The 18,136-nt window shown below is 61.0% G+C and carries 11 protein-coding genes; 5 read left to right on the top strand and 6 right to left on the bottom strand.

The features are described from left to right. The first annotated feature begins 139 nt into the window (after positions 1 to 139). Both ACSBQQ_RS20965 and ACSBQQ_RS20960 read left to right on the top strand, forming a co-directional pair. Positions 140 to 634, top strand: coding sequence for a molybdopterin-dependent oxidoreductase (locus ACSBQQ_RS20965; RefSeq protein WP_033636391.1), 495 nt, complete (start codon positions 140 to 142; stop codon positions 632 to 634). Further along, positions 631 to 2,415 (top strand): ATP-binding response regulator, encoded by a 1,785-nt coding sequence (locus tag ACSBQQ_RS20960; protein WP_033636392.1) that lies wholly within the window; start codon positions 631 to 633, stop codon positions 2,413 to 2,415. The genes ACSBQQ_RS20965 and ACSBQQ_RS20960 overlap by 4 nt, the downstream gene beginning before the upstream one ends. On the opposite strand, the gene ACSBQQ_RS20955 is transcribed toward ACSBQQ_RS20960, so the two are convergent. The 4 genes from ACSBQQ_RS20955 to ACSBQQ_RS20940 all read right to left on the bottom strand — a co-directional run bounded on the left by ACSBQQ_RS20955 (position 2,405) and on the right by ACSBQQ_RS20940 (position 11,081). Next, positions 2,405 to 3,256 carry a helix-turn-helix domain-containing protein gene (locus tag ACSBQQ_RS20955; RefSeq protein ID WP_033636393.1) on the bottom strand — a complete coding sequence of 284 codons (852 nt, stop codon included), beginning with the start codon at positions 3,254 to 3,256 and terminating at the stop codon, positions 2,405 to 2,407. The two genes, ACSBQQ_RS20960 and ACSBQQ_RS20955, sit on opposite strands and share 11 nt — an antisense overlap. Before the next feature lie 455 nt (positions 3,257 to 3,711). Then, positions 3,712 to 6,738, bottom strand: coding sequence for an autotransporter outer membrane beta-barrel domain-containing protein (locus ACSBQQ_RS20950; RefSeq protein ID WP_435013474.1), 3,027 nt, complete (start codon positions 6,736 to 6,738; stop codon positions 3,712 to 3,714). 202 nt (positions 6,739 to 6,940) lie between these two features. Beyond that, complete coding sequence (locus ACSBQQ_RS20945) at positions 6,941 to 9,964, bottom strand: autotransporter serine protease (protein WP_060429267.1); 3,024 nt, start codon at positions 9,962 to 9,964, stop codon at positions 6,941 to 6,943. A 478-nt stretch (positions 9,965 to 10,442) separates the two neighbouring features. After that, positions 10,443 to 11,081, bottom strand: coding sequence for a TetR/AcrR family transcriptional regulator (locus ACSBQQ_RS20940; RefSeq protein ID WP_033636396.1), 639 nt, complete (start codon positions 11,079 to 11,081; stop codon positions 10,443 to 10,445). A gap of 264 nt (positions 11,082 to 11,345) precedes the next feature. Here ACSBQQ_RS20940 and ACSBQQ_RS20935 point away from each other — a divergent pair, with 264 nt between their 5' ends. Then, a complete protein-coding gene (locus ACSBQQ_RS20935; protein WP_060429268.1) occupies positions 11,346 to 12,563 on the top strand; it encodes a Tm-1-like ATP-binding domain-containing protein in 1,218 nt (405 codons plus the stop codon). A gap of 94 nt (positions 12,564 to 12,657) precedes the next feature. On the opposite strand, the gene spy is transcribed toward ACSBQQ_RS20935, so the two are convergent. Beyond that, positions 12,658 to 13,146 (bottom strand): ATP-independent periplasmic protein-refolding chaperone Spy, encoded by a 489-nt coding sequence (spy, locus tag ACSBQQ_RS20930; protein WP_033636398.1) that lies wholly within the window; start codon positions 13,144 to 13,146, stop codon positions 12,658 to 12,660. A 535-nt stretch (positions 13,147 to 13,681) separates the two neighbouring features. Here spy and pdeR point away from each other — a divergent pair. Then, positions 13,682 to 15,676, top strand: coding sequence for a cyclic di-GMP phosphodiesterase (gene pdeR, locus ACSBQQ_RS20925; RefSeq protein WP_033654492.1), 1,995 nt, complete (start codon positions 13,682 to 13,684; stop codon positions 15,674 to 15,676). A 16-nt stretch (positions 15,677 to 15,692) separates the two neighbouring features. On the opposite strand, the gene ACSBQQ_RS20920 is transcribed toward pdeR, so the two are convergent. Beyond that, positions 15,693 to 16,559: a crotonase/enoyl-CoA hydratase family protein gene (locus ACSBQQ_RS20920; protein ID WP_033636400.1), complete on the bottom strand. Its 867-nt coding sequence runs from the start codon at positions 16,557 to 16,559 to the stop codon at positions 15,693 to 15,695. Between the two features lie 341 nt (positions 16,560 to 16,900). Between ACSBQQ_RS20920 and yhjD the strand changes: the two genes are divergently transcribed. Further along, positions 16,901 to 17,920 carry an inner membrane protein YhjD gene (yhjD, locus tag ACSBQQ_RS20915; RefSeq protein ID WP_033636401.1) on the top strand — a complete coding sequence of 340 codons (1,020 nt, stop codon included), beginning with the start codon at positions 16,901 to 16,903 and terminating at the stop codon, positions 17,918 to 17,920. The last annotated feature ends 216 nt before the right edge of the window (positions 17,921 to 18,136 follow it).

Raw genomic sequence — 18,136 nt, 5'->3', positions numbered from 1 at the left:
TTCTCAGGCCGGTAAACACCGGCCTGTTCTTTTTGTGCGGTTTACTATTCCCTTCGCGCCCGCCTGCTTTTTCTGCCATTATTCTGCCTGATAAATTAGCGGGACTGATACAACCTCCCCGCGCCTCTGGAGAACACCGATGCTGTTCAAACTATGCAAAACCCTCGCGATGGCCTGCGTGGCCCTGATTATCGCCCAGAGCAGCGCGCTCAGCTTTACCCTCGAAGTGGCGGGCAAGATCGACAACGTGACCGACCCGGTCAACAAAAGCTATCTGTTCACCGATAAGCAGCTGTTGGCGATGCCGGTGCGCAGCATCACCACCTCCACTTCCTGGACGCCGCAGAGAAAATTCGAAGGAATTTCGGTGGCCGATATCCTGGAGCGCGTCGGCGCCAAGGGCGAGACGCTGACCTTCTATGCGCTGAACGACTATTACATCGACGTGCCGCTGTCCGACGTCAAAAAGTACAACATGATCCTGGCCTATAAGATGGACGGGGAGATGCTGAAACTCAGAAACTTCGGCCCGCTGTTCCTGGTTTACCCGCGCGACGCCGCCGGGCCTGAACTGAACTCGCCGTTGTACAACTCGCGCTTTATCTGGCAAGTGGACAGGATCGTGATCAAATGAAGCTGACGACCTTTAAGAACGGCAGCAGGCTGGCGATCCCGGCCATTTTCGCCGCGCTGTTTTTAGTGGCTTCGACCGTCACGCTCTATTACTACAGCGCCACCCTGTCGAAGAAAGGGCTGTATGCCATCGCCGGCACGCAGGAGAACTACTCCTGGTCAATCGCCAAGTTCTCCATCAAGCTGGCGGAGTTCGACACGCTGGTCGAGCAGCAAAGCCACGCCGCGCAGGTGGACAACGACAACCTGCGGCTGCGGTTCGAAATCCTCTATTCGCGTTTTTACGTGCTGGAAACCGTCTCCGAATCGACCCAGCCGCTGTACGCCGAGCCGGGCTACCCGGAAGTGGTCAAACAGATGCGCCTGCAGATGGATCGCATCGATAAGCTGCTGAGCAGTCGGAAAATCGACTTCGGCCAGGTTTCCGCGGCCATGAGGGCCATCAAGCCTTACGCTATCGAAATGGCCAACCTGACCGACCACGCCGAGGTGAAGCAGCGCACCGCCGCCTATGAGGATTACATCGAGAAACGGCACATTATTTTCTATGGGCTGGTGATCGTCATGTTCTCGGTGATCGCACTGATCGCCATCACCCTGATCGTGTTCCGTCAGCAGCGGCTGACCATTCGCCAGCAGGCCAAGGCCATCGAGGCGGAGAAAGCGACGCGCACCAAAAACGCCTTCCTCGGCGCCATCGGCCACGAGCTGCGCACCTCATTGCAGAGCGTGATGTCGGCCATCGACGTGCTGGTGAATACCCGGGTGTCGGCTGAGCATGCGGACACCTTCCAGCGGCTGGAGACCGCCGCGCAGCAAATCGAAAGCCAGATGAAAGATCTGACCGACTACGCGCACCTCGACAGCGGCATGATGGAATTGCGCATCGTGCCGTTCGACGCGCAGAAGCTGATCGCGGAGACCGCCAACGAAATCGCCACCCTGACCCGCAAAGAGCAGGTCAAACTGAGCTGTGAAGTGGAATGCAGCCACCTGCTGGTACACTCCGATCCACTGCGCATCCGGCAGATTATCGTCAACCTGCTGACCAACGCCTACAAGTACACCGAAAGCGGCAGCATTACGCTGCACAGCTGCCTGCGCCGCCAGCCGGGCGGCAGTTCGTTGATTATCGAAGTGACCGACACCGGCATCGGTATCGAAAAAGACCAGCTCGATCAGATCTTCAAGCCCTTTACCCAGTTGGATCAGTCGCATACCAAGCAGTATGCCGGCGTCGGGATGGGGCTGGCGATCGTGCACGGCCTGGTGACATTGCTCGACGGCACCATCACGGTGTACAGCGAAATCAAGAAGGGCAGCACCTTTATCGTCAGCATTCCGGTGCAGATCAGTGAAGACGAACGCGCCGACGCGCCCGCCGCCGCCAATGCCTCTCTGCAGCAGAAGCCACAGCAGGTGCTGGTGGTGGATGACAACAAGTCGGTGGGTGACGCCTTTGCGGCGCTATTGGACAAGCTGGGCTACCAGCACGAACTGTGCGACTCGCCGGAGCGCGCGCTGCAGAAGCTGCTCAGACGCCCTTACGACGCGCTGTTGCTGGATCTGCAGATGCCGGGCATCGACGGCGCCGCCCTGGCCAGGCAGCTGCGCAACCGCCGCGGCCCCAACCGCCATGTGCCGATCATCGGCATCAGCGCCTACACGCCGGAGCAGCTGACGGCGGATCAGCGCGCCCTGTTCGATAACTACCTGATGAAGCCGGTTCGGCTGGATGCGCTGTCAAACGCACTGGCCGAGGTGTTCCCCGCTAAAGATTAAAACAGCGTTGCAGTGCGGCTTCGATCACATGGAGCCGCACCGGCTTTTCATAAGGGCCGAGCACGTCGTACTCGCGCATCGCCTGAGCGATTTCCGACTCGCGTCGGTCGGTGCCCAGTTCGCCGGTCAGCACCAGTACCGGCGCGTCCGGGTTATCGGAGGCGCGGATGGTGGCGATACAGCGATCCGCCGTTTCCTCACCGATCAGCCAGTCCACCACGTAGCCGTCGAACAGACTTTGCTGCAATGCCTGACAGAAACTGTCGACGTCGTAAAACGCCACCGCGTTGAAGCCGCAGCCGCCGAGATACTTGGCCAGCTCATCGGCCGCCTGATGCGAATCGTCCAATACCGCGATGCTCAGCCGCTCGTCGTCGCCGAAGCCGGGCCGGATTTCGATCAGATCGACGCCGTAACGCGGGCCTGCCGGTGCCTCATCGGCGCGATAGATACGCCACTGCCCTTCCACGCGCAGCGCCACAAATTCCGCCGGCCGCCCGGCAGGAAGCTCATCGCCAATGTGCCCGACGCAAGGCATCGCCACCCCCGCCACGAAAAAGATGGCATCGCGCGCCATGTTTGGCTCGGTGGTCTCGTGTTCGGCGCTCAAATCGGCGATCGCCGCCGGCGTTTCTCCCAACGCGGCCGCGACGCTGTTGATCTGTTCCAGCGTCCAGGGGCTTTGCCCTTTCAGTTTGCGGTGCGCATGTGAAAAACTCAGATCCAAGATGCGGCTGAGCTCGCGGGCATGCTGACGTTTTCCAATCCCGTAATGTAAAAACAGCTCCCTGACCCGATTGGCAATCGACTGTGAATCGAATTTTTGGTGATTGTTATCCATTTGTTCCTTCGATTTTTTTTACTGATTTATCAGTCGTTTTGATTATTTCCGCTGAAAAAGCCACATCTAAAACTGGCATCTCATGCAATTATGCGTTAAAAACGTTGCTTGACATACCATGTTGCATCGTCAAACATGGTATCAAAAGAGACATACAGCAATACACTATAAAAAATAACACCAGCACGTTTTTTAATAATAACCATAGTAACACCAGGGAAAATTTGTTCCGTTGCCGCTACTGAGACGATGAGCACATCGCTCGGACTGCGCAAATCAAACGGGGCTTGAGCCTTTAGCGCTAATCTGTTTTACCCACTTTTAAGCCGGGATCCGTCAGGGTCCCGGTTTTTTATTGCCCTGGCGCCGCGCCATCATACGGACTCACCCCGCAGCCGCAAATAAAAACGGAGCCGGCATGCCGGCTCCGTGGTCATTGCGATGATCGCTGAACGTCAGAAGCGCCAGGTAAAACCGGCGTTGACGCTGTTGTCCTGATGGTTCTGCGACAGCAGCCCGCCATAGCCCAGCGACAGCGTGGCGTTCTCGTTCACCGCCACTTCCGCCCCCGCCTTCAGCACCATCCCGTCGCGCGAGACCGGCACGCTGTCCACCACGAACGGCGCGTTGCCGCCGTTGAACCGCAGCCCGGTACCTCGTTCCAGCCCGCCGTACTGGTGTTGCCACCCCAGCTCGCTGCGCAGCGCCACCGTCGTGCCCGCGCTCACCTGCCATTCGGTGTCCGCACGCAGGCCCAGCGTCGATACCGTCGCGTCCGTGTGCTGCTTGTCGCCGCGCAATGCCGCCGCGCCGCCGCTTTCCGCGATGCCGTTGTTTTCGAAGTTCACGTACGCCAGGTTCACGAACGGCTCCAGGTTCAGCCACTCACCCCGCACGCTGTAGCCCGCTTCCGCGAACAGCTGCTCGGTGCGCGCGCTGTACTTCGCCGTGTCGCGGTCCGACTGCATCCCGTAGTTCACCGACCGCTTGGTGTCGATGCGGTGCCAGGTGTAGCCCGCCCCGCCGCGCAGCGCCAGCGCCCCGAACTGCTTGTCGCCGTACGCCGCCAGGTGGTAGTTGTCGCTGTCCGCCTTCGACCCGTACCCGCCGTGCAGCGAGGTGCGGGTGTAGCCGGTCGCTACCCCCAGCCGCCAGTCGTCCGCCGCCGCCGAGTCCAGCCCCACCAGCACCCCGTAGGTCGAGGCCTGATAGCCGGTAGCATTGGCGTCGCCCGACGCGTGGTCCCACGCCCCCAGCAGCTGCGCCCAGGCACCGCCCTCGTCCGCCTTGATGGCCGACGAGCTCGCCAGCCCTTCCGCCTGACGCAGGCGCCCGTTCAGCGCCTCACGCAGGTAGCGGCTGTCGTTCACCAGCGCCGAGGCGATGTCCGCATGGATTTGCCCCGACAGCTGGCGGAACGCCTGCCGCGCTTCGCCCGCCGTGCCGCTGCCGAGCAGGCTCTCGTACACCGGGTTGCCCGCCGCCAGCGCATCCGCCGCCGCCGCCACCGCCCGCTCGTTCGCCGTCTGCGCCACGCTGGCGAAGCTCGTGCCGTTGCGCCCGACGCTCAGTGTCACCCCGGTCGGCTGGTAGCTCAGCACGGTGCCGAGGAACAGGTAGTTCGGCGCCACCGCGTCAAACTGCCCGCTCACCCCCTGCTGCGCGCTCAGGATGGTGTACTGCTGGCCCAGCAGGCTGCGCACCTCGCTTTGCGTCAGCAGGTTGGGGCTGTTCTCCAGCGTCACCGCCACCTCGCCGCCGCCGATCGTCGCCGATCCGCTGCTCTGGATCCGATCGCTCTGGCCGTTCGGCCCCACTTCCACCGCGTAGCGCGAACCCGGCTCGAAGCTGACGTTGCCGGCCACGTTAAGGGTACCGATCGAGTTGCCCGGCGCCACGGTGCCGCCCTGACGGGCGGTCAGCGAACCGAGCGTGCCGCTGCCGCCGACGATGCCGCCGCTCTGCACGCTGACGGCCGAAGTGACCGAGCCGTTGACAGCCAACCGCCCCTGATTGACCAGCGTCGGGCCGGCATAGGTGTTGGCGCCGGTCATGACCAGCGTGCCCATCCCTTCTTTGGTCAGGCCGCCGTGGCCAGAGATGTTGTTGGAGTAGACTTCCAGTTCGCAGCTGATGTCATCACACTTTCTGGCGTGCAGCGTGCCGGCATCCACCTCGGCGCCCAGGCCCGGAATATTGGCGACAAACTGGGTCGGGCCGTAGGCCACGCCCGTCGGATCCGGGATGCGGAACTCCGCCGGAATATCCTCGACGGTATAGAACATGCCCGGGCCGTTAATGGCTTTGCCCAGGTTGATCATCCCCCAGCCGTAGAGCGCGTCGATGCCCGGCGCGCCCATGTCGGTGGCGGTAGTTTTCAGCACGTCGGCAATCTGCGCCGAACTCATGTACGGGAAACGCTGCAGCAACACCGCCACCGCGCCGGTGACGTGCGGCGTTGCCATCGAGGTGCCGTTTTTATTGCCGTAGTCCGACACCAGGTTGGCCGGATCGGAACCGTTGGCCACGGTGCTGTAGATTTTGCTGCCCGGCGACGAGACGCAGAAGCTGGCGGTATAGCCGCAGCGGGAAGAGAAGCTGCTGATGGTGTAAGGCACGCTGTTGGCCGAAGCCGCATCCTGCGCCACGCTGGCGACCGACAGCCAGTTCGGCGCGATGTCCGGCACGAAGTAGGCCAGCCCGCTGATCACATCCGGCTGGTTGTAGTTGCCGTCGTTACCGGCGGCAAACAGCACCAGAATATTTTTGCGCGCGGCGTCGATGGCGCCCTGATAGCCTGCGCCGGCCAGGCTGCCGAGCAGCGGTTTGACCTGATCGAATTGTTCCTGCGCATCCTTCAGCTCAAAGTGCAGCGCGTTAGGATCGCGGCCGCCGTCGGACAGAAAGTCGGGAATACTGACGCCCCAGCTGTTGTTGATCACCCGCACGCCGTTGTTGATCATCGCCTGCCAGCCGGCATTGGTGACGGCGCCGTCCAGGCCGAGGAATTCACCATAGGCCGGGCCGTCGTTGTCGTTATCGACGCTGATCACCTGCGAATCGAAAGCCACGCCGTGCATGCCGACGCAGTCGCGGTTGGCGGCGCTGATGCCCGCAACGTGCACCCCATGATTGCTCAGCATGCCCTGTGAGCCGCTGTAGAAGTGGAAGGTGCCGTCGAAGTAAAAGCGGTCGCCGGCGTTAATGCCCGGCCGGTGCGGATCGGTGTAGGCGCGATAGCCTTCGGTGACCACGTTGATCAGTTTGCCGTCGCCGGCGAACTCGGGATGGCGGTTGACCGGGGTATCGAAAATACCCACCTTCTGCCCTTTGCCGGTATAGCCAGCGGCGTAGGCCTCATCGGCGTGGATCGCCCCCAGCCCCCAGTTGGCGTTGAATTCGGCGTTGCGCCAGTTGGCCGGATCGCCGGCTTGGCCGTTCACCTCGTGCGGCGCCGCCTGCGCATACCCCGCCAGCGCCATGCAGCAGACCAGCGCGTTCAGCCGCCACGGCGAGCGGCGAGCATTTCCTTTGCTATCAAAACCCATTGTTGTTGTCATTTCCTTACCTTTTGCTTGTTATTGGCCGACGCCCCAGGTGCGCCGGGCTTTCATTAGCAGGATGTGAAAAAGGAACCGTCCGCAGACGGTTCCGGTACAAGGATTGAATCGATGGTGTTTGTGCTTAGAAGCGCCAGGTGAAGCCGGCGTTGACGCTGTTGTCCTGGTGGTTCTGCGACAGCAGCCCGCCGTAGCCCAGCGACAGCGTGGCGTTCTCGTTCACCGCCACTTCCGCCCCCGCCTTCAGCACCATGCCGTCGCGCGAGACCGGCACGCTGTCCACCACGAACGGCGCGTTGCCGCCGTTGAACCGCAGCCCGGTGCCACGCTCCAGACTGCCGTACTGGTGTTGCCATCCCAGCTCGCTGCGCAGCGCCACCGTCGTGCCCGGGGTCACCTGCCAGGCGGTGTCCGCGCGCAGGCCCAGCGTCGACACCGTCGCGTCCGTGTGCTGCTTGTCGCCGCGCAATGCCGCCGCGCCGCCGCTTTCCGCGATGCCGTTGTTCTCGAAGTTCACGTACGCCAGATTCACGAACGGCTCCAGGTTCAGCCACTCACCCTGCACGCTGTAGCCCGCTTCCGCGAACAGCTGCTCGGTGCGCGCGCTGTACTTCGCCGTGTCGCGGTCCGACTGCATCCCGTAGTTCACCGACCGCTTGGTGTCGATGCGGTGCCAGGTGTAGCCCGCCCCGCCGCGCAGCGCCAGCGCCCCGAACTGCTTGTCGCCGTACGCCGCCAGGTGGTAGTTGTCGCTGTCCGCCTTCGACCCGTACCCGCCGTGCAGCGAGGTGCGGGTGTAGCCGGTCGCCACCCCCAGCCGCCAGTCGTCCGCCGCCGCCGAGTCCAGCCCCACCAGCACCCCGTAGGTCGAGGCCTGATAGCCGGTAGCATTGGCGTCGCCCGACGCGTGGTCCCACGCCCCCAGCAGCTGCGCCCAGGCACCGCCCTCGTCCGCCTTGATGGCCGACGAGCTCGCCAGCCCTTCCGCCTGACGCAGGCGCCCGTTCAGCGCCTCACGCAGGTAGCGGCTGTCGTTCACCAGCGCCGAGGCGATGTCCGCATGGATTTGCCCCGACAGCTGGCGGAACGCCTGCCGCGCTTCGCCCGCCGTGCCGCTGCCGAGCAGGCTCTCGTACACCGGGTTGCCCGCCGCCAGCGCATCCGCCGCCGCCGCCACCGCCCGCTCGTTCGCCGTCTGCGCCACGCTGGCGAAGCTGGTGCCGTTGCGCCCGACGCTCAGCGTCACCCCGGTCGGCTGGTAGCTCAGCCCGGTGCCGAGGAACAGGTAGTTCGGCGCCACCGCGTCAAACTGCCCGCTCACCCCCTGCTGCGCGCTCAAAATGTTGTACTGCTGGCCCAGCAGGCTGCGCACCTCGCTTTGCGTCAGCAGGTTGGGGCTGTTCTCCAGCGTGACCGCCACCTCGCCGCCGCCGATCGTCGCCGATCCGCTGCTCTGGATCCGATCGCTCTGGCCGTTCGGCCCCACTTCCACCGCGTAGCGCGAACCCGGCTCGAAGCTGACGTTGCCGGCCACGTTCAAAGTGCCGATCGAGTTGCCCGGCGCCACGGTGCCGCCCTGACGGGCGGTCAGCGAACCGACCGTACCGCTGCCGCCGACGATGCCGCCGCTCTGCACGCTGACGGCCGAAGTGACCGAGCCGTTGACTGCCAACCGCCCCTGATTGACCAGCGTCGGGCCGGAATAGGTGTTGTTACCCGTCAGCACCAGCGTGCCGATGCCCTGCTTGGTCAGGCCGCCGTGGCCGGAGATGTCGTTACTCCAGAAGTCCAGGCCGCACAGCACATCGCTGCAGACGCGCTCGGTCGGTTTGCCCTTGTCCAGCACCGCGCCGACGCCCGGCAGATCCACCACGAACTGGGTCGGGCCGTAGGCCACGCCCGTCGGATCCGGGATGCGGAATTCTTCGGGAATATCCTCGACGGTCGCCAACATGCCAGGGCCGTTGATGGCTTTGCCCAGGTTGATCATCCCCCAGCCGTAGAGCGCGTCGATGCCCGGCGCCCCCATGTCGGTGGCGGTGGTTTTCAGCACTTCCGCCACCTGCGCGCCATTCAGATACGGGAAACGCTCCATCAGCACCGCGACGCTGCCGGCCACGTGCGGCGCCGCCATCGAGGTGCCGCTGTATTTGGCGTAGCCGGTCGTCAGATTCTCCACGCTGGTGCCTTCAATCACCGAGCTGTATACCCGGGTGCCCGGCGCCGAAACGCAGAAGCTGGCGGTGTAGCCGCAGCGGGAAGAGAAGGTGCTGATGCTGTAGTCGCCGCTATTAGAGGGATCCTGCAAGCTGGCGACCGACAGCCAGTTCGGTGCAATCTCCGGCACGAAATAGGCCAGGCCGGCCATGGCATCGGGGTTATTCAGATTGCCGTCGTTACCGGCGGCGAAGATGGTGACCACGCCGCTGCGCGCCGCGTCGATCGCGCCCTGATAGGCGCCGCCGGGCTTGGTGCCGAGGATCTGTTTGATCTGATCGAACTGCTTTTGCGCATCGTTTACCGTGAAGTGTGGATAAGCCGGGTCATAACCCCCCTCCTCAAACTTTTCGGTAATGCCGATGCCCCAGCTGTTGTTGATGATGCGCGCGCCGCTGGCCACCAGCGCATCCCAGCCGGCCTGGTACACCGCGCCGTCGTTGCCGAGGATGATGCCGTCCTCCGGGCCGGGATCGCCGTTTTCGGCGCTGATGATCTGCGCGTTGAACGCCACGCCGTGCATGGCGCCGCCGTCGCGGCTGCCGGCGGCGATGCCGCCCACGTGGGTACCGTGCGAACCGAGCGTGCCATCGGAGTCCACGCTCGGCGTACCGTCATAGCGGAAAGTGTCGCCTTTTTTCACCGGGATATAGGGATCGGTGTATTCGCGGATGCCTTCGGTGACCAAATTGATCACCTTATTCTCACCGGCAAATTCGGGATGCTTGGCGTAGACCGGCTGATCGAAAATGCCAAGTTTGATGCCTTTTCCGGTATAACCAGCGGCGTAGGCCTGGTCGGCGTGGATCGCCCCCAGCCCCCATTCCGCGTTGAACTCACTGCTGCGCCAGCTGGCCGGATCGCCCGCTTTGCCGTTCTCTATATAGCTGGCAGCCTGCGCCCCGCCGATCGCCGTCAGGCAGATCAGCATCGCGCTCCATTGTGCGCGATGAACTCCGATTTCAGGCCAGCCGAAGGCCGCCCGAGCGGATTTGACTCCTCTAAGTTTCTTCTCCATCCCAGATACCGTCCGTTGTTGTTTGCAAATGTTTTATAAGATTTTTTGTGTAACAGTTTGGTAACACCAAATAAATAAAGCACAACAATCTCAAGTGCGCTTAATGTGTCATCCGGCAGTTCGGCGGGAGGAGAGAAAGTTTCAGGGGTGAATCAGGCCAGCGACGATAAGAAATGACAATGACGCTTGGCGGTATCGGAGCGGCGATAGCACGTGAGGGAATAAATATTAATTAACTGATAAATAAAAATATAATTCAGGGGTAAATGAAGGGTGTGGCCGCCTGAAAAGTGCTTAACAGGCGTCTTTTATCACTTTAAATTATAAATTTTGCCAATATTCACTCAGTGAATTATGCTGGTTTTTCAGTCAGGCATCGGCAAAAATTGGATTATCCTGCTGATGTTTTTTTGCGGTTCGTCGCGTCCTCTTCCGCCTGACGAAGGATGGCTTTGGCCATCCATTGCGTGACGTCCTGAATGCTCTCAAGCTCCAGCCCCCAGATATCTTTCAGCACCAGGAACACCTCCGAGCCGTAAATCAGCGAGAAAGCATGAATCACTCTCTGCAGAGAGTCCGGCGGCAATTTGCCCTGCAGCGGTTCTACCGCCAGCGCCAACAGACGCTTGCGGTTGCCGCGCACGAATTTTTCGCCCGGCGTCGCGTGCGCCCACTGCTGCAAAGAGAGCTGCAACGCCGCGCGCAACGCCCCCTCGTGCCGTTCCATCTGAGGATAGGCGAAGGTCAGCAACTGCTGGATGCGCTTCAGGGCATCATCGTCTTGCGGGCGCCATTCCAGAATAGGCCCCAGGCTTTCCGCCACCACGGCGCTAATCAGCGCACTCTGGGTCGGAAAGTAGCGGTAGGCGGTCGCACGCGATACCTGCGCATACGCCGCCAGTTCGGTGATCGAAGGAAACGCGCCTTCGTCATACAGCGCCATCGCGCTGGCCAGCAACAAACGGTAGGTTTTTGCCCGGGTGGACGTCAGTGAAGGATCGAACGGGGTGGGAAAAGCATTTATCGGCACTTAAACCTCATACATCTGTACATGCTTGCGCGGCTGGAGATACGCCACTGCCGACAGGTTGACGACAAAGGCTCGGCCGCGCAAAAAGCTCAAAAATGAGACAGAAGTCCCATTTTGCACTGAGCTGCCCTTGCAAAAATGATACTGCCGTCTCATTATATAAATACATTAATCAATTTAATTTAAATGCCAACACCAGGGCACCTAAAAAAAATATAATGCATTAATTTTTAAAATAAAAATTAGAAGCGCCTCGGAAAACCCATGAAAGATACTTCAAATTTTGTCTATATTGCTACCACAGCAGATACGAAAGGACAAGAGTTGGAGTATGTGCGGCGGCTGATTGCCAGCCTGGATTTACCCACGCGAACCGTCGATCTCTCCACCCGTAGCTTGCCGTTTGACTCCCCGGCCGATATCGGCCCAGAGGAGGTCGCTCGCCACCATCCGGCGGGCGCCGGCGCGGTCTTCTGCGCCAGCCGCGGCCAGGCGATCGCCGCCATGGCGACCGCTTTCGAACGCTTTATCCTGACGCGCCGCGATATCGCCGCCCTGCTTGGCCTGGGCGGCTCCGGCGGCACCGCCATCATCACGCCGGCCATGCAGCAACTGCCGATCGGTCTGCCGAAAGTGATGGTCTCGAGCATAGCGGCGGGTGACGTTTCCGCCTATGTCGGCGCCAGCGATATCAGCATGCTGTATTCGGTCACCGATCTCGCCGGCCTGAATCGCATCTCGCGACGGGTGCTGGGCAACGCGGCGCGCCAGATAGCCGGCGCAGTCCGCTTCGCCGCCGTCGACTCTCACGACGACAAGCCGGCGATCGGCCTGACAATGTTTGGCGTCACCACGCCCTGCGTTCAGGCGTTGATTGCCGAGTTGGGATCGCTATGGGATTGTCTGACGTTTCATGCGACCGGCAGCGGCGGCAGAGCGTTGGAAAAACTGATCGATAGCCGCCAACTGCACGGCGCCATCGATTTGACCACCACCGAAGTGGCCGATCACCTGTTTGGCGGCGTGCTGCCCTGCAATACCGATCGTTTCGGTGCCATCGCGCGTACCGGCATCCCGTGCGTGCTCTCCTGTGGCGCGATCGACATGATCAACTTCGGCGCGCCGAACACGGTGCCGGCTCACTATGCCAACCGTCTGCGCCACCCTCACAACCCGCAAGTGACGCTGGTGCGCACCAGCGCGCGGGAGAATGCGTTAATGGGGCGTTGGATGGGCGAAAAAATCAACGCCTGCGCGGGCGAAGTGCGTTTCATTATCCCGGCGGGCGGCGTATCGGCTCTGGACGCGCCCGGGCAACCGTTCTGGGATCCGGCGGCGCTGGCCGCCTTTACGCAAGCGCTGGAAGAAACGGTGCGCGCCACCGACAAACGCCGGTTGATAAAAACGCCTTATCATATTAACGACCCGCGCTTTGCTCAGGCCGTTGCCGAGCAGTTCCGGCACATGGTCGGCGGAGAATGATTATCACTCACTGCATAGCCTGCCAGTGATAACGCCAAATAGAAAAAGGGCCAGACAAATAGTCTGGCCCTTTATTATTCACCGCGAGCGGATATTACTGATCGGAGGACATCTGCGCCTTCATTTTATTCATGTGGTCCATCATCTTTTGCTCACGTTTCTGATAATTCTCATTGTATTGTTTTTTCTGCTCAGGGGTCAGCAGGTTATACATTTTATTTTCCGCTTTGGCGCGCTCCAGCATGCGTTCGGATTGCGCTTTGCCAATCGCGTCAATTTGCGCCTTCGCCTTCGCTTCGTCAAAGCTGTCGGAAGCGACCAGATTGTGCAGCGCCTGGCGCTCCTCTTTCATGCCCGGCCCACGCTTCTGGTGCGACTCTTTCATGATATCGCGCATCTGCTGGCGCTGCTGCTCGGTCAGGTTCAGCCCGGCGAACGGGCCGCCTTTGCCTTCACCCTTGTGATGCATCATTTTCATCGGCGCCGCATCCGCCGCCGGGGCAGTGGTGTCTGCAGCGAACGCCGCGGAAGCAGAACCCAGGGCCAGCGTGGAAGCAATAAATAAAGCCGTCAATTTACGCATAATCATTTCCTTAAAAGTTTTTCTTCATCAGGAGCGCTGTACGTTAACAGGCTCATTCGTCGTCGGAGATAATAATAGGCTGATAAATTTCAAGTAATGCGAGGGTGTGTAAACTTTTTAAAACCCGTCTCGGATTTATTCACCAATTATGAGAAAACTATGAAGATGGCGTTTATTTGATGGAAATTTTAATTTCCCGGCAACAATCCCCTCGGTGGAGTTATTTTTCCGCTTTCCCCTTACCGCTATAATTTACTCGCCTGCACGGCAACCTTGCATCAACCGTTTTCCGATAACGGGGGAAGTCAGTACCAGCATCACAGGATCCGATGTTCTCCTACACTTTAAGACAACCGGCCGCCGGGCGACGTTTACACCGCAAAACTAATCATTGCTTATATAATAGTTCCCATCACCCGCTCAGCCTGTGAAAACCTGTTATATGATGCACAGATGCGTACGGCGATCGCTTTCGGGCCAACAGGCTGCCCGGAGCTGTGCTGACCGGCCGCCCGTGCTCTTTTGAGGAATCATCATGCCCGCAGACCAAGGCCCTGAGCTTCTTAACGCCCACTTCGGCACCCAAAGCCCCCACTGGCGGCTGGCGTTTGACAGCAATGCCCTGGAGCTGTCCGCCGTTAAAGGCAAAGCCCACGTCGCGGTGGCGCTCAGCGCCATGGAAGCGGCGAAAATCCGTCGCCTGACCGGCGTCACCGCCAGCCTGGAGCTGACCATTACGCTAGCCGGTGCACCGCTGCATCTGCATCTGGTCGGGCGCCGCGTCAACAACCTCGAATGGGCGGGCACCGCTTCCGCCTTCAGCGACACCCAATCTGTGGCGCGCGACCTGGTGCACGGCCTCTCCTTCGCCGAGCAGGTGGTGTCCGAAGCCAACTCGGTGATCGTGATCGTCGATCAACACGGCCGCATTCAGCGTTTCAACCGGCTGAGCGAGGAGTATACCGGGCTGCACGAACACGAGGTGATCGGCAAAAACGTTTTCCAGCTGTTTATGAGCCCAGAAGAAGCCGCCGCTTCGCGGCGCAACATCGCCGGCTTCTTCCGCAACGGTTCGTCCTATGAGGTGGAACGCTGGGTAAAGACGGTCAAGGGCGAACGGCTGTTCCTGTTCCGCAATAAGTTCGTGCACAGCGGCAGCGGCAAAAACGAAGTCTTTCTGATCTGCTCCGGTACCGACATCACCGAAGAACGCCGGGCGCAGGAGCGGCTGCGGGTGCTGGCCAACACCGATCTCATCACCGGCCTGCCGAACCGTAACGCCATCCAGGACAAGATCAATCACGCCATCGCCACGCGCGGCGAAGAGAGTTTCGGCCTGGTGTACCTCGATCTGGACAACTTCAAAAAGGTCAACGACGCCTACGGCCATATGTTCGGCGATCGGCTGCTGGTCGAGGTCGCGCTGGCGATCCTCGGCTGCCTGGGCCCGGACCAGGTGCTCGCCCGCCTCGGCGGCGACGAATTCCTGGTGCTGGCACCGCAAGCCGATCGCGAGCGCCTGCAAACGCTGGCGCAGCGCATCATCGACAGGCTGAAAACCCCTTTCCGCATCGGCCTGATTGAGGTGTATACCGGCTGTTCGATCGGCATCGCGCTGTGCCCGGAGCACGGCAACGATCTCGACAGCCTGATCCGCAGCGCCGATACCGCCATGTACGTCGCCAAGGAGCACGGCAAACGTACCTATACCGTCTTCTCGCCGGAGATGAATAAACGCGTCGCCGAATACATGTGGCTGGACACCAATCTGCGCAAAGGGCTGGAGCAAAATCAGCTGGTGCTGTATTACCAGCCGAAAATCGACGCGCGCAGCGGTGAAGTGCACAGCGTGGAAGCGCTGGTGCGCTGGGATTCGCCGGAGCGCGGCCTGATCCCGCCGCTGCAGTTCATTTCCTACGCCGAGGAGTCCGGCCTGATCGGCCCGCTCGGCCAATGGGTGCTGCAGACCGCCGCCGGGCAGGCGGCGCAGTGGCAAGAACAGGGCTTGAATCTGCGGGTGGCGGTCAACCTCTCTGCCCGTCAGCTGGCCGATGACAGCATCGTCAACGACCTGCTCGGGGTGCTGCGCCGTCACCGCATGGCCCCCTGTCTGCTGGACTTCGAGTTGACCGAAAGCAGTCTGATTGAAGACGAGAACCGCGCGCGCGCGTTGATCACCCGGCTGCGCGAACTGGGCGCGCAGGTGCATCTCGACGACTTCGGCACCGGCTATTCGTCGCTGGCGCAGCTGGCGCGCATTCCTCTGGACGCCATCAAGCTGGATAAAAGCTTCGTGCGCGGGGTGAATTTCAACCCGGTATCGCAATCGTTGGTGCGCGCGATCGTTGCGGCGGCGGAGGCGTTGGCGTTCCGGGTGATCGCCGAAGGGGTGGAGACCGAGAGCGAAAACCACTTCCTCGACGAGGTCGGCGTGGACGAAAAACAGGGCTTTCTGTTTGCGCGGCCAATGCTCCCGGAACAGCTGGAGCATTGGCTGCAGTCCTATCGCCCGCGCTCACCCTCCGCATGAGGCGGGCGCGTTAAGGTTAGCCGGCACGACGCAGGTTCAGGGTATGGCGATCCTGCAACATCACCAACCGCTCGATGTAGGCGCGGTCTTTTTCCTCAATGGTAAAGGCCGAGTGCACCCAATCTTCGGTAATGTCCATCAGCTCGGAACGCGTCAGCTGCAATACGCGCTGACGCGCCCGCAGCATGGCGCGCATGCCGTTGAGCTTCGGCCGGATAGTATCGATGAAGGTGCGCGTCGCCATGTAGGCGTCGCCGGGCTGGAACAGCTGATCCACCAGCCCGCGGCTCTCGAACCACTCTGCGGTATGCGACTCGCCGCCCCAAATCAGCTCCTCGGCCAAGCGCATGCCCGCCTTGCGCGCCACCAGCGAGTAACCGCCCATACCGGGAAACAGATTGAACGCGATCTCCGGAAACCCCATGCGGGCATTGTTCTGCGCCAGCACGAAATGGTGCGCCAACGCCGCTTCAAAGCCGCCCCCCAGCGCGCTGCCTTCGACCATCGCAATGCTGACCGCGCCGGTGTCGAAACCGCGAGCCGCCGCATGCACGCAGTCGATGCAGGCGCGCGCGTAGGCCATCATCGCCTCGCGCTTGCGGTTTTTGATCGCGTCGGCGAAGAACTGCAGATCGCCGCCGACGTTGAACATGTTCGGCACCAGCGAGCCGGTGACCCAGAAATCGAACCGCAGCGAAGATTCCTTCGCCGCCTGCGCCAGCGTCATGATGTCTTCGATCAGCGCCTGGTTGAAGCAGGGGCGCGGCGCGGCGCGCAGCAGCATCCACATGATGTGCCGCCCCTCTTCATAGTAGGCGGACAGCTGCGACAGATTGCCCGCTTCGGTAAACGGGCGGCAGGTGGGGTGATTAAGCAATTTCATAAGACCTTCCAGTTTTTCTGTTGATGACGGATGAGACCGTTCCAGCCCCTACGGGTGCAGCGGAGCGGCGAGCGGCAAAGCGCAACGCCACATCATGAGTAAACGCTTTCTCGCCGACGAAACAGATAAAAATTGGAGGTAGGAAAGTGAAAAAAACTGAGGCGCCACGGGGTTTTCATAGGAATTTTACCTATCGCGCCATCGTCGGCATTTCATGCCGGGCGCTAACGCGCTAAGCTCGGAAAATGACCGTTTGCCGCCCCGGCGCTCAAAACGCCGCGGGGCTTTGGCTATAATCAATGCTGAAACATGCCGTTTAACGTTAAGGAAATCGTGAAGTAATGCCTACAGGACCAGACCAGGAACGCCGCCAGCCCGCACAAGACACGCCGCCGAAGCCGCTTATCGCCATCAAGACCGGCCATGAGACCCTCGACCGCCGCATCGGTGGTTTTTCACGTCTGATTGAACGTATCAAAGCCTGGCCGAGCGTGGCGCACCTGCTGCGCGCGGCCGAACGCTTTAACGATCGGCTGGGTAGCCAGTTCGGCGCCGCCATCACCTATTTTTCATTCCTCTCGCTGATCCCGATCCTGATGGTGTCGTTTGCCGCCGCCGGCTTCGTGCTGGCCTCCAATCCGGATCTGCTGGCCCGCTTGATCAATCGGATCGTCGGCAGCATCAGCGATCCGACGCTGGCCAGCACGCTGAAGAACACCGTCAATACCGCCATTCAGCAGCGCACCACCGTGGGGTTGACCGGTCTGGCGCTGGCACTCTATTCCGGCATCAGCTGGATGGGCAATCTGCGCGAGGCGATCCGCGCGCAGTCGCGCGATGTCTGGGAGCGCAATCCGCAGGATCAGGAGAAAATCTACTTCAAATACACCCGCGACTTCATCTCGCTGACCGGCCTGGTGGTCGCGCTGATTATCACGCTGTCGCTGACCTCGGTCGCCGGGTCGGCGCAGGCGGCAATCGTCAACGCGCTGGGGCTGGACGGCATCGAATGGCTGCGGCCGGCGCTGACGACGATCGCGCTGTCGATCTCGATCTTCGCCAACTATCTGCTGTTCCTGTGGATTTTCTGGATGCTGCCGCGCCACAAACCGAAGAAAAAAGCGCTGCTGCGCGGCACCTTGCTCGCCGCCATCGGCTTTGAAGTGATCAAGTTCGTGATGACCATGACGCTGCCGCAGGTGGCGAAGTCGCCTTCCGGCGCGGCCTTCGGATCGGTGATCGGGCTGATGGCGTTCTTCTACTTCTTCGCTCGTTTGACGCTGTTTTGCGCCGCCTGGATCGCCACCGCCGACTACAAAGGCGACAAAGCGTTGCCGGAACGCGAGCCGCCAGCGCGCTGAAGCCATGCAATCGTGCCGGTGTTATCGCACACACCGGCACGTTCATCTGGTTAACAGCCAAAAAACCAGTCAATACATCTGAATCGCGCGGTGCGCCATCCGGAAACCAGCATAACAAACTGCCCAGTCACTTTTCTTTGCCGTTTTTACAGCCATTCCCTCTGCGCGAACTCCATTTCTCAACGTTTAACGCTGCAGAAAAGAAGCCCGGTAAAA

Source organism: Serratia sp. G204Y (genome assembly GCF_051172435.1).
In the GTDB taxonomy this organism is placed as follows: domain Bacteria; phylum Pseudomonadota; class Gammaproteobacteria; order Enterobacterales; family Enterobacteriaceae; genus Serratia; species Serratia sarumanii.
This window is presented reverse-complemented; position numbering and strand designations above follow the sequence as displayed.

Excerpts from the sequence above, each read along its gene's own strand:
- ACSBQQ_RS20965 (WP_033636391.1), top strand. The coding sequence starts at position 140 with ATGCTGTTCAAACTATGCAAAACCCTCGCGATGGCCTGCGTGGCCCTG.
- ACSBQQ_RS20955 (WP_033636393.1), bottom strand. The coding sequence starts at position 3,256 with ATGGATAACAATCACCAAAAATTCGATTCACAGTCGATTGCCAATCGG.
- pdeR (WP_033654492.1), top strand. The coding sequence starts at position 13,682 with ATGCCCGCAGACCAAGGCCCTGAGCTTCTTAACGCCCACTTCGGCACC.
- ACSBQQ_RS20935 (WP_060429268.1), top strand. The coding sequence starts at position 11,346 with ATGAAAGATACTTCAAATTTTGTCTATATTGCTACCACAGCAGATACG.
- yhjD (WP_033636401.1), top strand. The coding sequence starts at position 16,901 with ATGCCTACAGGACCAGACCAGGAACGCCGCCAGCCCGCACAAGACACG.
- ACSBQQ_RS20960 (WP_033636392.1), top strand. The coding sequence starts at position 631 with ATGAAGCTGACGACCTTTAAGAACGGCAGCAGGCTGGCGATCCCGGCC.
- spy (WP_033636398.1), bottom strand. The coding sequence starts at position 13,146 with ATGCGTAAATTGACGGCTTTATTTATTGCTTCCACGCTGGCCCTGGGT.
- ACSBQQ_RS20945 (WP_060429267.1), bottom strand. The coding sequence starts at position 9,964 with ATGCTGATCTGCCTGACGGCGATCGGCGGGGCGCAGGCTGCCAGCTAT.
- ACSBQQ_RS20920 (WP_033636400.1), bottom strand. The coding sequence starts at position 16,559 with ATGAAATTGCTTAATCACCCCACCTGCCGCCCGTTTACCGAAGCGGGC.
- ACSBQQ_RS20950 (WP_435013474.1), bottom strand. The coding sequence starts at position 6,738 with ATGGCGCTGGCGGGGTATGCGCAGGCGGCGCCGCACGAGGTGAACGGC.